Genomic DNA, 15,173 nt, shown 5'->3' on the forward strand with positions numbered 1-15,173 from the left:
AGTTGAAATTTCGAACATGGAGAGGGGGCCGATCGTGGGACGCCTCGTACCTGCCGTCACCCGGGCTCTCGACATCCTGGAGCTCTTCCTCGACGGGGACGGCACGCTGTCCGCCCCCGACATCGTGCGCAAGCTCCAGCTGCCGCGCACCACCGTGCACGAGCTCGTCACCACGCTCGCCGCGCGCTCGTACATCGTGCCGGTGCAGGGACAGCCGGGACGCTACCGCCTCGGCGTCCGCCCGTACCAGCTCGGCAGCCGCTACGCCGAGCAGCTCGACCTCGCCGCCGAGGGACTGCAGGTCGCCCGGTCCGTGGCCGAGACGTGCGACGAGACCGTCCATGTGGCCATCCTCGAGGGCACCGACGTCATCTACATCGCCAAGGTCGACTCCACGCACGCCGTGCGCATGGTGTCGGCGGCCGGGCGCCGGCTCCCCGCCCACTGCACCTCCGTCGGCAAGATGCTCCTCGCGTCCCTGCCCGAGCCGGAACTCGCCGCCCGTGTCCCGGACGACGCCGAGCTCGTCGCGATGACTCCCAACAGCATCACCGACCCGGCGGCCCTGCGCGAGGCCCTGGCCCGGATCCGCGCCCGCGGCATCGCCGTGGAGAGCCGCGAGTCCAACCCCGACGTCAGCTGCGTCGCCGCCCCCGTGCGCGACCGCACCGGGCAGGTCGTCGCCGCGCTGTCCATCTCGGTGCCCATGATCCGCTGGAGCGACGAGCGCCTCGCCGAGCTGGAACAGCTCGCCGCGAAGGGCGCCGCGGAACTCTCCGAGCGGCTCGGCCACCGGAGCGTCGTATGACGACGGGGCACGAGCTCGCCGTACGCGAGGAGGCGGCCCTCGGCGAGGGCCCTACCTGGGACGCCGACGGCGGTCGGCTGATCTGGGTCGACATCCTGCGATCGCGGGTGCACACGTACGACCCCGCCTCCGGGCGCCGCACGGTCATGACCACCGAGCAGCACGTGGGCGCCGCCAAGCCGCGCTCCGGCGGCGGCCTGGTGCTCAACCTCCGCGACGGCGTGGGCCTGCGCGACACCGACGGCACCTTCCGCTGGCTGCACCACGAGCCGGTCCCCGGCCGCCGCGGCAACGACGCGGCCGTCGCTCCCGACGGCTCCCTGTGGGCGGGCACCATGCGCTACGACGAGGCGCCGGGCGGCGGCACCCTGTCCCGGATCACCGGCGACGGCACCGTCCGCACCGTCCTCGACGACGTCGCCGTGAGCAACGGCACCGGCTGGAGCCCCGACGGCCGGCTGATGTACTACATCGACTCGCCGACCCGCCGCATCGACGTCTTCGACGTCGGCGACGACGGGCTGCCGGTGGGCGGGCGCGCCCTCGCCCACGTCGACCGCGGCTTCCCCGACGGGCTGACCGTCGACGCCGACGGCTGCGTGTGGGTCGCCCTGTGGGACGGCGGCGCGATCCACCGCTACACCCCCTCCGGGGACCTGGACCGCGTACTGGAACTGCCCGTCCAACGCCCCACCGCATGCGCGTTCGGCGGCGCGGACCTGGCCGACCTGTACATCACCACCGCCCGCACGGGCCTGGAGGCCCCGCACCCGCTCTCGGGTTCGCTCCTCGTCGTCCCCGGCGCCGGAAAGGGCCTGGCGCAGCCCGCGTTCGCCGGCTGAGCCCTCGTACCGCTCAGGGCCTCCGCCCGGTCATCACCGGGTGGAGGCCCTGGACCGTTCCCGGAGTGAACGGTCTTTCCGGGTCGCAAAGCCGGGGGAGTCCACCATCGTCACCGGGACTCCGCCGGCCGCCCGTCCCAGCAGCGTCAGTTCCACGGCGCCCGGCCCCGACGGGGTGGTCCCGTCGGCGAGGACCGCCAGCGCGAGCGTGTTCGGGCCCCGGGTGTCCAGCACGCCGTTGGGCAGGACGAAGGTGTGCTGGGGGCCCACGTCGTTGATGTACTGGCCCATGTTCCAGCCGTTGAGGAAGATCTGCGCCCGGTAGGCACGCGCCGGATCGTCCGTCAGGGTGAGCCCGATGGACGCGTCCGTGCCGGGACCGACGGCCAACCGGAACCGCGTCCGGTACCAGACCACGCCCTGCCCCCGCTCGGCACGCGGAAGCGGGACCGTCTCCCAGTCGCCGTCCGGGAACCCGGGCAGATGCCAGCCGTGCCGCTCCCCGTACAGCCCTCCGTTGTTCAGCGGGCCGCGCACCGGGTCCGGGGCCGCCTCGCCCTGGATCCGCCAGCGCACCGCGGGCGACGCCCCGTCGAAGGCGACGGAGACCAGGCCCCGGCCCGCCTTGTGGCTGTCGTTCGCCCCGCCGTCCTCGTCGTGCTGCATGCGCCGGACCAGTACGGACAGCACGTGCGGTCCATCACCCGGCGCGACGGGGAACGTCGCTTGGGCCGACCACGTCCCCTGCCGCACCCTCTTCGCGTCCGGCACGGGCATCCGGTGGGTGCCCAGCGGCTTCCCGTCCAGCCACGCCATCAGCAACCCCTGGGTGCCGGTGACGTACGCCAGCGAGACGGACCCGGCGCCCCCCGCACCCTCGAAACGGCCCCGGTACCAGACGTCCCCGTAGTGGAAGCCGTAGTCGTCGGCGAAGAGAACGGGCTGTCCGGCCGGCACAGGAGTCGTGGCGTACGACGTCGTCCGGTCGGCGGTCCGCCACGCCGAGTCGTCGAAGTCGACGGCGGCCTCGGGGTTCTCCGCCCTCCGGCGCCACCCGGTCAGCGCGGGCAGCCGGACCGGTGCCGCGCCCGGCAGCCGCCGGATGGCGCGCAGACTGCCGGACGGGGTGCCGCGCGCGGGCACGGGAGCCCCGTTCCACACGACCTCGGTCACCCCGGGCGGCGCCCACACCTCCAGATCCGCGTCGTCGACCGTGTCGCCGGTGAGCCGTGCGGTGGTGCCGCGACGCTCGGCGGTGCGCAGCAGAGCGGGCCCGTGCACCAGGAACGGCCCCGACGCCGTGTGGTGGGGCCATAGCCGTACGGACGTCTCGTCGTCCGCGAGGAGGAGCAGCAGCGCACGTGCCACGCCTCCGCCCTCCACCAGCACCCGGGCGAGTCCGCCGAGCCGCACGTCCAGGCGCAGGGCGCCCTGAGCGTACGTGTGCGCCGCGTCCCCCTCCAGCACGGTGACCCTCGGCTCGCGCGCGCAGTCCAGGACGGTCGTCGTCGCCTCGCCCGAACGGCCCGTGAACACGGCGACGTCCTGCCGCCCGACGGCCAGCCGCAGCATGGGCTGCGCGGAGGAGTACCGCAGCGTCCGCCGCCCGAGCGAGATCCCGGCGGCCAGCAGCCGGGCGTCGAGGCCGGGCACGGGCACCCGGACGGTGGTCCCGGCGACGGGGACCGCGGCCTCGGCCTCACCGGAGGCGTCGTTGCGCAGCACGTACACGTGCGCGCCGGTGTCCGGATTGACCAGGTGATACGCCCTGAGCTCCGAGCCGCCGCCGACGTCGACGTCCGCCGCCCGGTCCAGCTCGGCCAGGTCCGGCACGGTGTGCAGAAGGTGCCCGATCTGGTGCATCGGGACCAGCTTGGCGGTCGGCTGCCTGGCCTCGTCGAGGGCGGCGCCGTAGTCGTACGACGTGTAGACGACCGGCGCGGGCAGCCACCCCCACGACGTGCCGCCGAACGTCATGTACACGTTGTGGATCTTGATGCCGTTGGCGAGGTTGGTCAGGTAGAAGCGCCGCTCGTACGCCGCGTCCCGGGTGCGGCGCGACTCCGCGTATCCCTTCCCGCCGAACTCGGCCCCGCCCCACGGGTCGAACCAGCCGCCCCCGAACTCGGCCAGGAAACCCGGCGTGTCAGGACTCGCGGTGGACCCGCCCTTCGTCCCGCCAGGCCCGAAGTACCCCCAGTCCGGCGGCGGGCGCAACGGCGAGGGATACCCGTCGAAGCCGTACAGCCAGCGCCCCCGCTCCCCGCCGGTGTCGAACGTGCCGGGCGCCCAGTAGCCGTTGCGGCCCTTGTCGTTGTGGAAGAGCGGAACATCGATGCCGTCGGCGCGGACCTTGTCGTACAGGTGGGCCATGTAGTCGCGGCCGGCGGCCTCGGTGACGTGGTTGGCGTACTCGTTCTCGAGCTGGTAGAGGACGATCGTGCCGCCGCCGCCCGTGTACAGGTGCCGTACGGCGATCCCGTCGACGGCCGTCAGCCACTCGTCGACGTGACCCAGATACGCCGGATCGGAGGTGCGGGCCGTGCCCGGCGTCGCGGTCAGCCAGCCCGGGAAGCCGCCCGCGTCGACCTCGGCGTTGATGTAGGGGCCCGGGCGCAGGATCACGTACAGACCGGTCTCGGCGGCGGTACGCAGGAACAGGTCCAGGTCGCGGACGCCCGTGAAGTCATGGTGGCCGGGGGCGGGGGAGTGGAAGTTCCACGCGACGTAGACGCTGACGGTGTTGTACCCGTGGCCGCGCATCTTCTGCAGCACATCCCGCCACAGCGACGGGCTGGGCAGCCGGAACGGGTGCATCTCGCCCGACCACAGCACGACCCGCCGGCCGTCGACGAGCATCGAGTACCGGTCGAAGCCGACGGAGTGTGCCCGTCCGTCCGCCCGCGGCGGATCCGGGGGCGGCCCGGTCGGGGCGCTCACGGCGGCGCTCTCCTCACCGCTGCCGCCGAGCGCCAGACCGAGCGCGGCGGTGCCGGTGATCATATGGAATGTACGTCTGCTCATCACCACGTCGGGATTGTCACCCGTGGCAGGCATCAGAATGGCCGCATGAGGATCTCGGCACGGGCGGATTACGCGGTACGGGCGGCGCTGGAGCTGGCCGTGCGCGAGGGCGCGGCCCCGGTGAAGGCGGAGACGGTCGCGGCCGCGCAGGGCATCCCGCACAAGTTCCTGGAGGGCATCCTGGGCGATCTGCGCCGCGCGGGCCTGGTCACCAGCCGACGCGGCGGAACCGGCGGCTACGCCCTGGCCCGGGAGCCGTCCGCGATCACCGTGGCGGACGTCATCCGCGCGGTGGACGGCCCGATCGTGTCGGTACGGGGGGAGCGGCCCACGGGCCTGACCTACACGGGCTCGGCGCAGCCGCTCCTGCCCCTGTGGATCGCCCTGCGGGCGAACGTACGCAAGGTCCTGGAGGGCGTCACGCTCGCCGACATCGCGACGGACGCCCTCCCGGAACCGGTCCGCCGCCTGGCCGCGGAACCGGCGTCGTGGGAGAACCCCTGAGACCTGGCGCCGAGGCGGGCTACCCACTCGGCCGGCACAGCAGCGGTTTGGCCAGTTCCGCGCAGGGGCGGTCGCCGTGGGAGCGGATGATGTCCTTGCCGACCTCGTCGGAGAGGTAGCGCAGGAAGCCCGCGGCGAGGGAGTCGGCGGGCGGCTCGCCGTAGGTGTAGGCGTACTCGGTCTGCCAGTACGGGTAGGCGCCGCCGTCGACGCCCTCCAGCGTGGCCGGGTAGCCGTCGATGCGGACGGGCTGGATGCCTACGTGGGCCGTGGCCGCGCCGACCTCGCTGTGGCCCAGGGCGCCCGGGGTCGAGGCCACGGCGTCCAGGAGGGTCTGGGTGTCGCCCACCTCGCAGCGGCCCGGCTTGGCGGTGTCCATGGCGGCGCAGTCGCTCGCAGTGACGCCCGGCAGCCGCTGGTTGCCGAGGACGCGGAGTTCGAGGGTGGTGCGGGTGCCGGAACCGGGGTAGCGGCTCACGAGGTGAATGGGCACGTCGTTGCCGTTGACCTGCTTCCAGTTGGTTATCTTGCCGGCGTAGATGTCCCTGATCTGCTTCAGCGGCAGGTCCTTCACGCCCGCGTCCGGGTTGACGACCAGAGTGAAGAGGGAGAGGGCCACAGGACGGGGCAGCAGTTGCGGGTGGCCCGTCCCGCTCTTGGGTCCGTCGCTGAACGCCAGACGGTCGCCGAGGCCCTGGCCCCCCTTCGGCTCTTCCTGCCTCCCTGCTGCCTCCAGGGCGTTGAGCCCGGGGACGCTGCCCTTGAAGGTGTCGTCGGAGATGGGGATGTGCGCGTCGGGGCACGTCTTCTCGTACTGCCGCGCGGCCTCCCGCAGAACCGGCGCGAACGCGGTGGACCCGGACAGGGTGAGCGTGCCCTTGGCGCAGTCCAGCGGCGCGGGCTTCGGGTCGCTGCGCAGGAGCATGAAGAGGGACTCCCCGATGAGCACCAGGACCAGGAGGACGAGCAGCACCCGGACCGGCTTGGCGGCGAACGGGTAGTACTCGGTCTTCCGCATCCTGCCGCGGCGGACCCCGCCCACGATGCCGCCGACCACCTCCGGGTCGGGGAACGTCTGCTCTGTGAAGCCCGCCTCGCGTTCCAGCACCGCCAGCACCTTGTAGTGGTCGCGGCGGTTCAGCTTCACCTTGGGCAGTTCGATGAGCCCGTCGCTGACCCCGAGGCCCGGCACCGGCTGCGGGGTGCCCCGGCCGTCGCCGGAGGGGACGAAGAAGCTGCGCAGCTCGCTGCGGCTGAGCTCGGTGACGACCATGCCGACGACCCGGCGGCCCCGGAACGTGACCTGGATGCCGGCCCGGGCGCCGTCGGGCGCCAGGTAGTCGTCCTCGACGATGGGGGCCCGGCCGCTGTTCTCGATGCGCAGCAGGACGAACGACGGGTCGTGCAGGGACGTGCCGTTGTGCTGCATCTGCCGCAGCACTCCCGCGTACGGCGCGGCGGCCGCGTCCTGGGCGGTCGTGTCCATCTGCACGCGGTAGCCGAGGAGTTTCCGGCTGCCGACGACGAACTCCCACAGAGCCGCGGCACCGGAGACGGCCAGACCGACGACGGCCAGGGTGGTGTCCCAGGGAAAGCCGTTCACGGCCAACTCCCCTACGTCACAAGGTGGATGGGGAGGTCATGGTGGCCGGAACGGGCAGGTGACGGGGAGGGGGAAAGGTCGTCTTCTATGGTGAATTCACTGGCATGTCATCCCGGGACACCGGGCGTTCTCCACCCGTTGGGCGCGGGCGGGGTGGTGGCTGCCCTGCGCCACCACCCCGAGTCGCGGATCAGGCCCGTCAGTAGGGGCCGTTGACGTTGTCGATCGAGCCGTAGCGGTGGTAGGCGTAGTTGCACGCGGCGGTGATGTTGGCGACCGGGTCGTAGATGTTCCACGAGGTGCCCGGCACGTGGTAGGCGCGGAAGGTGGGGTCGATCACCTGGAGGAGACCCTTCGAAGGGATGCCCTTCGCGGCGTTGGAGTCCCAGAGGTTGATGGCCTTCGGGTTGCCGGAGGACTCGCGCATGACATTGCGGTAAATGCCGTTGTAGGACCCCGGAATACCGTTCTGCTTCATGACCGCAAGCGAGTGCTTGATCCAGCCGTCCAGGTTGTTGGCGTAGATCACGCCGCTGGAAGCCGGCACGGTTTTCGTGGCCGGGGCGGACACGGTTTTCTTGATCGAGGAAGAACCGGTGGGAAGAATCAGGACCTGACCCGGCCGGATGGTGTAGGGGCTCGAAAGCTTGTTGGCCGCTGCGATGGCCTGCCAGCCGCCCGGCACGTTGTGGGCCCGTGCGATGGAGGCCAGGTGGTCGCCGAGCCGGACGACGTACGTGGTCTTGCCGGCGGACGTGGCCGGAGTCGCCGCGACGGCCGAGGCGGCCGGAGCGGCGTGGGCGGCCTGGGCCGTCCCGAGTACGGCCGTGCAGGCCAGGGTGAGTGAGCAGACGGTGACGGCGCCGCCGGTGGAGAACCGGCGCGCCCGGCGCGAGCGGTTGAAGGCGTGTTTGGGCATGGTGCGGTCCTTGGTCCGTGGATTGCATTGCCCGCAGTTGCCGGTTCCCTCGACAAACAGCACCGCATTTCGTTTGCGGTGCGCTGCGGCGGGAACATTCTTAGCCGCCGGGAATAACTCGACAATTACTGTTTTTACTAAGCAGGCTAGTTGCCGCCCGTGCCTCGGGTTGGGCCATGTCCGCAAAGTCGGGGAGTTAAGGACAGGGTAAAACACTAAGGCCCATCGTAAGTGAATTGCGTCACTCGGGTTTCGAACGGCATTTAAGGTGGGCCGTTCAATGGGCGAAACAGTTGCTTGGTGATGCCGCGGTATTTATGGGAGTAAATCGGACATCAAGTAATAAGTTGGTGGCTTTTGCGCCACCCGGACGGCATCTGCGCCGCGGCCCTACCCCGCCTGCCCCATCCCCGCCGCGTTCGGCCAGGCCGGCGGGCTGGGCCAGCCGGTGGCCGGGGCCGGCGCCAGGCCGGGGATGCCGGGGGCGGGCGCGGTCACGCCGCGCACCTGGGCGGCGGTCAGACCGCCGCGTGCGGGGACGCCCGGCGGGGTGGGGCCGGTCGCCGCGGCAGGGGCGGGGACCGGGGCGGGCGCGGGGAACGGAGCGGGTGCGGGGAACGGAGCGGGTGCGGGGGCCGGCAGCGGGGCCGGAGCCGGTGCGGCTGCGGGCGTAAGCAGTGGCGCGGGCGCCTGCGGCAGGGGAGCGGCCTGAGCTGCCGCAGGCATCGGCGTCCCGCCGGCGGCCGGCTGCGGGGCTGGGAGCGGCGCGGCGGCCGGGAGCCCTTGAGCAGACCCCGCGGCCTGGGAGGCGAGCCCCCGCACCCCAGCCCCGTTGGTCTGGCTGACCAGGCGGTCCACCGCCGCCGTGCCCGAGCTGTAGCCGGTCCCTTGGCTCAGCTCGGGCACGGCGGCTCCCCTCCTGGACCCGTAGAGCACCTGTTCCAGGGCGGACGCCAGGCGACGCACGTCCACCTGCGGGCGCACCACGAGTCGCAGGAAGCGGCTGGAGGAGCCGATCTTGTTGCCGCACTCGCGGACCAGGATCCGGTGCTCGGTGAGCAGCCGGTCGCGGACCACGGTGCCCTCGGCACCCACGGGCAGGCGCACGAACAGGAAGTTGCCCTGGGACGGGTAGACCGTCAGACCGGGCAGCGCCGAGAGGTGGCTGGCCATCTCCAGACGGTCGCGGCGCACCTGCTGCAGGCTCTGCTGGTACTCCGCACCGTGCTCCTTGAGCATGAAGACCACGTGCTCGGCGAAGGAGTTGACGTTCCACTTCGGCAGCATGGAGCGGATCCGGCCCGCGAGCGACGGGTTGGCGACCAGGTAGCCGAAGCGGATGCCGTGCAGGCCGAAGTTCTTGCCGAGGCTGCGCAGCACGACGACGTTGGGCCGCAGCATCGCCTCCTGCACGACGCTGGGGTCGGCCTCGGCGTCCGCGAACTCCAGGAAGGACTCGTCCACGACGACCAGGTCGAGGTCGGCCATCTGGTCCAGGAACTGCACCAGGGCGTGCTTGTACTGGTAGCCGCCGTCGGGGTTGTTCGGGTTGCAGACGACGGCGACCCGGGTGCCCCGCTTGCGGATGAACTCGCCGTACTGGATGAGGTCCAGGGAGAAGCCGCTGGACTCCTGGAGCGGGAACATGTCGACCCGCTTGCCGGTCTCCATGGGCTGGTCGGTCCAGCGGCCGAAGGTGGGGACGGGGACGGCCAGGGACTCGCGGACCAGCAGGTGGTCGATCCAGGTGATCAGCTCGGTGGAGCCGTTGCCCATGGCGACGCACTGCGGCGGCAGCTGGAGCAGACCGCACAGCTCGGCCGTGATCGTCTCCGCGCCGCTCGGGTAGTAGGTGAGGATCTCACGCAGCTTGCCCGCCATCTCCTCGAACATGGCGGGCGTGGGGAAGTACGGGTTGCAGGGGATGCAGAAGTCCACCGGGCCGACTCCGTCGCTCTCCCGCGTCAGCGCCGCCATCGAGGGGCTGTGCGCCGCGGAGCTGCGGAACAGCGAGGTGACGTTGTCTGCCAAGGCAACCTCCGTACGATGGGTGGCCCGTGCGGGGGAGCACGGGCCACCCACTCATACGGATACGGACATGGCGTTGTTCAACTGGTGTGCGTCGAGTGTGAGTTCCCTCGCGTTCACGCGCTGAACTTGTGGATCGTCGTCGTCCGGTACGTCTGCCCGGGCCGCAGGACGGTCGACGGGAAGTTCGCGTGGTTCGGCGAGTCCGGGAAGTGCTGGGTCTCCAGGCACAGCGCGTCGCCCTGGCGGTAGGTGTGGCCGCCGGTGCCGACCAGGGTGCCGTCGAGGAAGTTGCCCGAGTAGAACTGCAGGCCCGGCTGGTCGGTGAAGATCTTGAGGGTGCGGCCCGAGCGCGGGTCGCGGAGCGTGGCGACGTGCTCGGGCTTCGCGGTGACACCCTTGTCCAGCGCCCAGTTGTGGTCGTAGCCCTTGGCCTGCACCTGCTGTGGGTGGCCGGCCCGGATGTCCCGGCCGATCGCCTTGGCGTGGCGGAAGTCGAAGGGGGTGCCGGCGACCTTCGCCAGCTCGCCGGTGGGGATGAGGCCCGAGTCGGTGGGCGTGTAGCGGGAGGCGGCGATCTGCAGCTCGTGGTCCTCGATGGTGCCGCTGCCCTCGCCGGCCAGGTTCCAGTAGACATGGCTGGTGAGGTTGACGACGGTGGCCTTGTCGGTCGTGGCCTCGTAGTCGATGCGCCAGTCGCCGTGCTTGTCCAGGGTGTACGTCACCTTCGCCTTGAGCGTGCCCGGGTAGCCCATCTCGCCGTCGACGCTGGTGTAGTACAGGTGCAGGCCGACGTCGGAGCCCTTGGTGAACGGCTCCACGTCCCACACGTGCTTGTCGAAGCCCTTGGCGCCGCCGTGCAGGCTGTTCACTCCGTCGTTGACGGACAGCTGGTACTTCTTGCCGTCGAGGGTGAACTGCCCCTTGGCTATCCGGTTGCCGTAGCGGCCGATGAGGGCGCCGAAGTACGGGCTCTTGGCGACGTAGTCCTCGATGTGGTCGAAGCCGAGGGAGACGTTCTTGTAGCGGCCGTGGCGGTCCGGGACCTCCAGGGACTGGACGATGCCGCCGTAGGAGAGCACCTTCAGCCGGGTGCCGCCGTTCTCCAGGGACCAGCGGTAGACCTTGGTGCCGTCGGCGAGCTTGCCGAAGAGTTCCTTCACGGGCTTCCTGCTTCCCGAAGCGGCGGCCTGGGCGGTTCCGCCGAGCGTGGTTGCGGCGATGCCCGCAGCGGCCGCGCCTGCCATGACCGTACGTCTGTTCAGTTCCATGTGCGGCTCCCTTTTCTTGTTGCCAGATTCGCCTTCGGTGCGCCGCCGTGCCAGTTGGGCGGCTACCGCCGAGTGGCGGCCCTTCGGCTCACTCGCGTAGGAGGAAGGTGAAGGCCCCCACCTCCTGGTGGGGGCCTTACCGACTTACGAACCGGACTTGCGCTTGTTCCACACGTCGAAGCCGACCGCCACCAGTAGGGCCAGGCCCTTGATGACCTGCTGCCAGTCGGTGCCGACGCTGAGGAGGTTCATGCCGTTGTTCAGCACGCCGAGCACGAGACCACCGATGATCGCGCCGAGGACGGTACCGACACCGCCGCTCATGGACGCGCCACCGATGAACGAGGAGGCGATCGCCTCGAGCTCGAAGTTCACGCCCGCCTTCGGCGAGGCCGCGTTCAGACGGGCGGCGACCACCAGACCCGCCAGGGCCGCGAGCACGCCCATGTTCAGGAACACCTGGAAGGTGACCCGCTTGTCCTTGACGCCGGACAGCTTCGCGGCCGGCAGGTTGCCGCCGATCGCGTAGATGTGGCGGCCGAAGACGGCGTTGCGCATGACGTAGCCGTAGCCGACCACCAGGACGCCCAGGATGATGAGGATGATCGGCGCGCCCTGGTAGCTGGCGAGCAGCATCGTGAGGGCCAGGATCGCGGCGACCAGGGCGACGAGCTTCAGCGCGAACAGCCGCGCGGGCACCACGTCGAGGGAGAACTCCCGCTGCCGGCGCCGGTCACGGACCTCCTGCCAGACCACGGCGGCGATCATGACGAGACCGAGCAGCAGCGTGAGGTTGTGGTAGTTGGTGGTCGGGCCGACCTCGGGCAGGAAGCCGTTGCCGAGCTTCTGCAGCCCGTCCGGGAAGGGGCCGAGGGTCTGCCCCTTGAGCAGGATCTCCGTCAGACCGCGGAAGAGCAGCATCCCGGCGAGGGTGACGATGAACGACGGTATGCCGAGATACGCGATCAGGTAGCCCTGCACCGAGCCGGCCACCGCGCCCACCAGCAGGCACAGCACCAGTGCGAGGGGCCACGCCACACTGTGTTGCACGGTCAGTACGGCCGCGAAAGCGCCCACGAACGCCGTCAGCGAGCCGACCGAGAGGTCGATGTGCCCGGCGATGATGACCAGCATCATGCCGATGGCGAGGATGAGGATGTAGCTGTTCTGCAGGACGAGGTTCGAGACGTTGCGCGGCAGCAGCAGGTCGCCGCCGGTCCAGACCTCGAAGAGGATGACGATCAGGCCGAGCGCGATCAGCATGCCGTACTGCCGCATGTTGCGGCGCAGTCCGCCCAGCACCAGCTGGAGCAGGCCCCCGCCGGTGGCCGATCCGCTCTTGCCCGGCGGCGCGGGGGCCGGGGTCTTGGCGGTCACATCCGTGCTCATCGGGTTACCTCTTTGTCCTTCGTCATCTGGCGCATCAGCACTTCCTGGGTGGCCTCGGCCCGCGGTACCTCTCCGGTCAGCCGCCCGGCGGCCATGGTGTAGATGCGGTCGCACATGCCGAGCAGCTCCGGCAGCTCGGAGGAGATGAAGACGACCGCCTTGCCCTGCGCGGCCAGCTGGTCGATCACCGTGTAGATCTCGTACTTGGCGCCCACGTCGATGCCGCGGGTGGGCTCGTCCAGGATCAGCACGTCCGGGCCCGCGAAGATCCACTTGCTGAGGACGACCTTCTGCTGGTTGCCGCCCGACAGCTTGCCCACCGGCTCGAAGACGGTCGGCGCCTTGATGTTCATGGACTTGCGGAAGCCCTCGGCGACCTGCCGCTCCTCCTGCTCGTCGACCACACCCCGCTTGGCGACCTTGTTCAGTGCGGTCAGCGAGATGTTCCGGTTGATGGTGTCGATGAGGTTCAGGCCGTAGTGCTTGCGGTCCTCGGTGACGTACGCGATGCCGTGCTGGACCGCCTCCGCGACCGTCTTCGTACGGATCTCCTTGCCGTCCTTGAGGACCGTGCCGCCCGCGTACCGGCCGTAGGTGCGCCCGAAGACGTTCATGGCCAGCTCGGTACGGCCCGCGCCCATCAGACCCGCGATGCCGACGATCTCCCCGCGCCGCACCTGGATCGACACGTCGTCGACGACCTTGCGCTGCTGGTCGATCGGGTGGAACACGGTCCAGTTGCGGATCTCCAGGGCGGGCGCCGCGCCCTCCTCCGCCTTGTGCGGGGAGCGCTCGGGGAACCGGTGGTCGAGGTCGCGGCCGACCATGCCGGCGATGATCCGCTCCTCGGTGGTCTCCTGCGCCTTGACGTCCAGCGTCTCGATGGTGCGGCCGTCGCGCAGGATCGTCACCGAGTCGGCGACCTTGCGGATCTCGTTCAGCTTGTGGGAGATGATGATCGAGGTGATGCCCTGGTTCTTAAGCTCCAGGATGAGATCGAGGAGCTTGCCGCTGTCCTCGTCGTTCAGGGCCGCCGTCGGCTCGTCCAGGATGAGGAGCTTGACGTCCTTGGAGAGCGCCTTGGCGATCTCCACGAGCTGCTGCTTGCCCACGCCGATGTCGGCGATCCGGGTCTCCGGGTGCTCGTCGAGACCGACGCGGCGCAGCAGTTCGGTGGCGTGCTTCAGCGTCTCGTTCCAGTTGATGAACCCGCGTGCGGCGTGTTCGTTGCCGAGGAAGATGTTCTCGGCGATGGAGAGAAACGGCACCAGCGCCAGCTCCTGGTGGATGATCACGATGCCGTGCTGTTCGCTCGCCCGGATGTCCTTGAAGTGGCAGATCTCTCCCTCGAAGAGGATCTCCCCCTCGTAACTGCCGTGCGGGTGGACGCCGGAGAGGACCTTCATCAGGGTCGACTTGCCGGCGCCGTTCTCCCCGCAGATGGCGTGGACCTCGCCCTGACGGACGGTCAGGTTGACGTCCGACAGCGCCTTGACGCCGGGAAAGGTCTTGACGATCGAGCGCATTTCCAGGACGGGTCCCGCCATGGTCGTGCCTTCCAGTCGTGTGCGGTCGGTGGGGGATGTGCGCCGGTTACTTGAGCTGGGCGTCGGTGTAGTAGCCGCCCTTGACCAGCACGTCCTCGTAGTTCGACTTGTCGACGCTCACCGGCTGGAGCAGGTAGGCGGGCACGACCTTGGTGCCGTTGTCGTAGGTCTTGGTGTCGTTGATCTGCGGCTTCTTGCCGTTGAGGGCGTCGTCCATCATCGTCGAGGCGACATCGGCGAGCTTGCGCAGGTCCTTGTAGACGGTCTGCGTCTGCTGGCCGGCGATGATCGACTTCACCGAGGCGAGCTCGGCGTCCTGACCGGTGATGACCGGCAGCGGCTTGCTCGCGGAGCCGTAGCCGTCCGACTTCAGCGCGGACAGGATGCCGATGGAGATGCCGTCGTAGGGCGAGAGCACCGCGTCGACCCTGCCGCTCTTGTAGGCGGAGGTGAGGATGTCCTCCATGCGCTTCTGCGCGGTGGTGCCGTCCCAGCGCAGGGTGGTGACCTGGTTGAGCTTGGTCTGCCCGGACTTGACCACCAGCTGCTTCTTGTCGATGTACGGCTGCAGCACCTTCATCGCGCCGCCGAAGAAGTACTTGGTGTTGTTGTCGTCGTTGGAGCCGGCGAACAGCTCGATGTTGAACGGGCCCTGCTTGCCGCTGTCCAGGCCGAGCTTGTGCACGATGTACGTGCCCTGCAGCACGCCGACCTTCTCGTTGTCGAACGAGGCGTAGTAGTCGACGTTCTTGGTGCCGAGGATGAGGCGGTCGTAGGAGATCACCGGGATGTGCGCGTCGGCGGCCTGCTGGAGGACGTTGTTCAGGGACTTGTTGTCGATGGCCGCGACGATCAGGCCCTTGACGCCCTGGGTGATCAGGTTCTCGATCTGGGAGACCTGGGTGTCGGGGTCGTCCTCGCCGTAGACCAGCTTGGTCTTGTAGCCCTTGGCCTGGAGGTCCTTGACGACGTTGTTGCCGTCGTTGATCCAGCGCTCGGACGACTTGGTCGGCATCGCGATGCCGATGGTGCCGCCCTTGGCGCTGCCCGCCTTCTCCTTGCTGCCGCCTTCACTGTTCTGGCCGCAGGCGGTCAGGGTGAGGGCGAGGGACGCGGCTCCGGCTATCGCGGTGAGTGCGGCTCTGCGAGTGCGCATGGTGATCAGTCCTTGGTGTGTGAGGCGGGTTCGGTCCTGCGGATGCTGTGCGATGGGTCGACCGAGAACGGGTGTGTGGGAT

11 protein-coding genes are annotated in these 15,173 nt (G+C 69.9%); 3 read left to right on the forward strand and 8 right to left on the reverse strand.

Annotation, left to right across the window (positions count from 1 at the left end):
* The first annotated feature begins 34 nt into the window (after positions 1 to 34).
* Together ACFYZE_RS01265 and ACFYZE_RS01270 are read left to right on the forward strand one after the other, a co-directional pair.
* Positions 35 to 808, forward strand: a complete 774-nt coding sequence (locus ACFYZE_RS01265; protein ID WP_388986695.1) for an IclR family transcriptional regulator — start codon at positions 35 to 37, stop codon at positions 806 to 808.
* Entirely contained in the window at positions 805 to 1,650 is an 846-nt protein-coding gene (locus ACFYZE_RS01270) for an SMP-30/gluconolactonase/LRE family protein (RefSeq protein WP_388986698.1), read from the forward strand. Before ACFYZE_RS01265 ends, ACFYZE_RS01270 begins: the two co-directional genes overlap by 4 nt.
* 33 nt (positions 1,651 to 1,683) lie before the next feature.
* Here the strand turns inward: ACFYZE_RS01270 and ACFYZE_RS01275 are convergent, their stop codons facing one another.
* Positions 1,684 to 4,680, reverse strand: a complete 2,997-nt coding sequence (locus tag ACFYZE_RS01275; protein WP_388986701.1) for a beta-galactosidase — start codon at positions 4,678 to 4,680, stop codon at positions 1,684 to 1,686.
* Positions 4,681 to 4,719: 39 nt separating this feature from the next.
* Between ACFYZE_RS01275 and ACFYZE_RS01280 the strand changes: the two genes are divergently transcribed.
* Positions 4,720 to 5,178, forward strand: coding sequence for an RrF2 family transcriptional regulator (locus ACFYZE_RS01280; protein ID WP_388986703.1), 459 nt, complete (start codon positions 4,720 to 4,722; stop codon positions 5,176 to 5,178).
* A gap of 19 nt (positions 5,179 to 5,197) precedes the next feature.
* Here the strand turns inward: ACFYZE_RS01280 and ACFYZE_RS01285 are convergent, their stop codons facing one another.
* From ACFYZE_RS01285 to chvE, 7 genes are all read right to left on the reverse strand, one after another.
* On the reverse strand, positions 5,198 to 6,781 hold the full coding sequence (locus ACFYZE_RS01285) for a substrate-binding domain-containing protein (protein WP_388986706.1): 1,584 nt from the start codon (positions 6,779 to 6,781) through the stop codon (positions 5,198 to 5,200).
* A gap of 199 nt (positions 6,782 to 6,980) precedes the next feature.
* The gene (locus ACFYZE_RS01290; protein WP_388986708.1) at positions 6,981 to 7,700 is read right to left on the reverse strand and encodes a LysM peptidoglycan-binding domain-containing protein; all 720 of its coding nucleotides are present in this window, start codon (positions 7,698 to 7,700) and stop codon (positions 6,981 to 6,983) included.
* 390 nt (positions 7,701 to 8,090) lie between these two features.
* On the reverse strand, positions 8,091 to 9,731 hold the full coding sequence (locus tag ACFYZE_RS01295) for a pyridoxal phosphate-dependent aminotransferase (RefSeq protein ID WP_388986711.1): 1,641 nt from the start codon (positions 9,729 to 9,731) through the stop codon (positions 8,091 to 8,093).
* Between the two features lie 113 nt (positions 9,732 to 9,844).
* Positions 9,845 to 10,999, reverse strand: coding sequence for an aldose epimerase family protein (locus tag ACFYZE_RS01300; protein ID WP_388986714.1), 1,155 nt, complete (start codon positions 10,997 to 10,999; stop codon positions 9,845 to 9,847).
* Between the two features lie 144 nt (positions 11,000 to 11,143).
* Positions 11,144 to 12,388: a multiple monosaccharide ABC transporter permease gene (gene mmsB, locus ACFYZE_RS01305; protein WP_388986717.1), complete on the reverse strand. Its 1,245-nt coding sequence runs from the start codon at positions 12,386 to 12,388 to the stop codon at positions 11,144 to 11,146.
* Positions 12,385 to 13,935, reverse strand: coding sequence for a multiple monosaccharide ABC transporter ATP-binding protein (gene mmsA / locus ACFYZE_RS01310; RefSeq protein ID WP_388986720.1), 1,551 nt, complete (start codon positions 13,933 to 13,935; stop codon positions 12,385 to 12,387). Before mmsA ends, mmsB begins: the two co-directional genes overlap by 4 nt.
* Positions 13,936 to 13,981: 46 nt before the next feature.
* Positions 13,982 to 15,091 (reverse strand): multiple monosaccharide ABC transporter substrate-binding protein, encoded by a 1,110-nt coding sequence (gene chvE, locus ACFYZE_RS01315; protein ID WP_388986723.1) that lies wholly within the window; start codon positions 15,089 to 15,091, stop codon positions 13,982 to 13,984.
* Positions 15,092 to 15,173 lie beyond the last annotated feature (82 nt).

It is taken from the genome of Streptomyces sp. NPDC001796 (genome assembly GCF_042892355.1).
Taxonomy (GTDB): Bacteria; Actinomycetota; Actinomycetes; order Streptomycetales; family Streptomycetaceae; genus Streptomyces.

Bases quoted from the DNA above. Each gene is read 5' to 3' on its own strand.
- ACFYZE_RS01270 (WP_388986698.1), top strand. From the start codon at position 805: ATGACGACGGGGCACGAGCTCGCCGTACGCGAGGAGGCGGCCCTCGGC.
- ACFYZE_RS01280 (WP_388986703.1), top strand. From the start codon at position 4,720: ATGAGGATCTCGGCACGGGCGGATTACGCGGTACGGGCGGCGCTGGAG.
- ACFYZE_RS01290 (WP_388986708.1), bottom strand. From the start codon at position 7,700: ATGCCCAAACACGCCTTCAACCGCTCGCGCCGGGCGCGCCGGTTCTCC.
- ACFYZE_RS01300 (WP_388986714.1), bottom strand. From the start codon at position 10,999: ATGGAACTGAACAGACGTACGGTCATGGCAGGCGCGGCCGCTGCGGGC.
- mmsB (WP_388986717.1), bottom strand. From the start codon at position 12,388: ATGAGCACGGATGTGACCGCCAAGACCCCGGCCCCCGCGCCGCCGGGC.
- mmsA (WP_388986720.1), bottom strand. From the start codon at position 13,935: ATGGCGGGACCCGTCCTGGAAATGCGCTCGATCGTCAAGACCTTTCCC.
- chvE (WP_388986723.1), bottom strand. From the start codon at position 15,091: ATGCGCACTCGCAGAGCCGCACTCACCGCGATAGCCGGAGCCGCGTCC.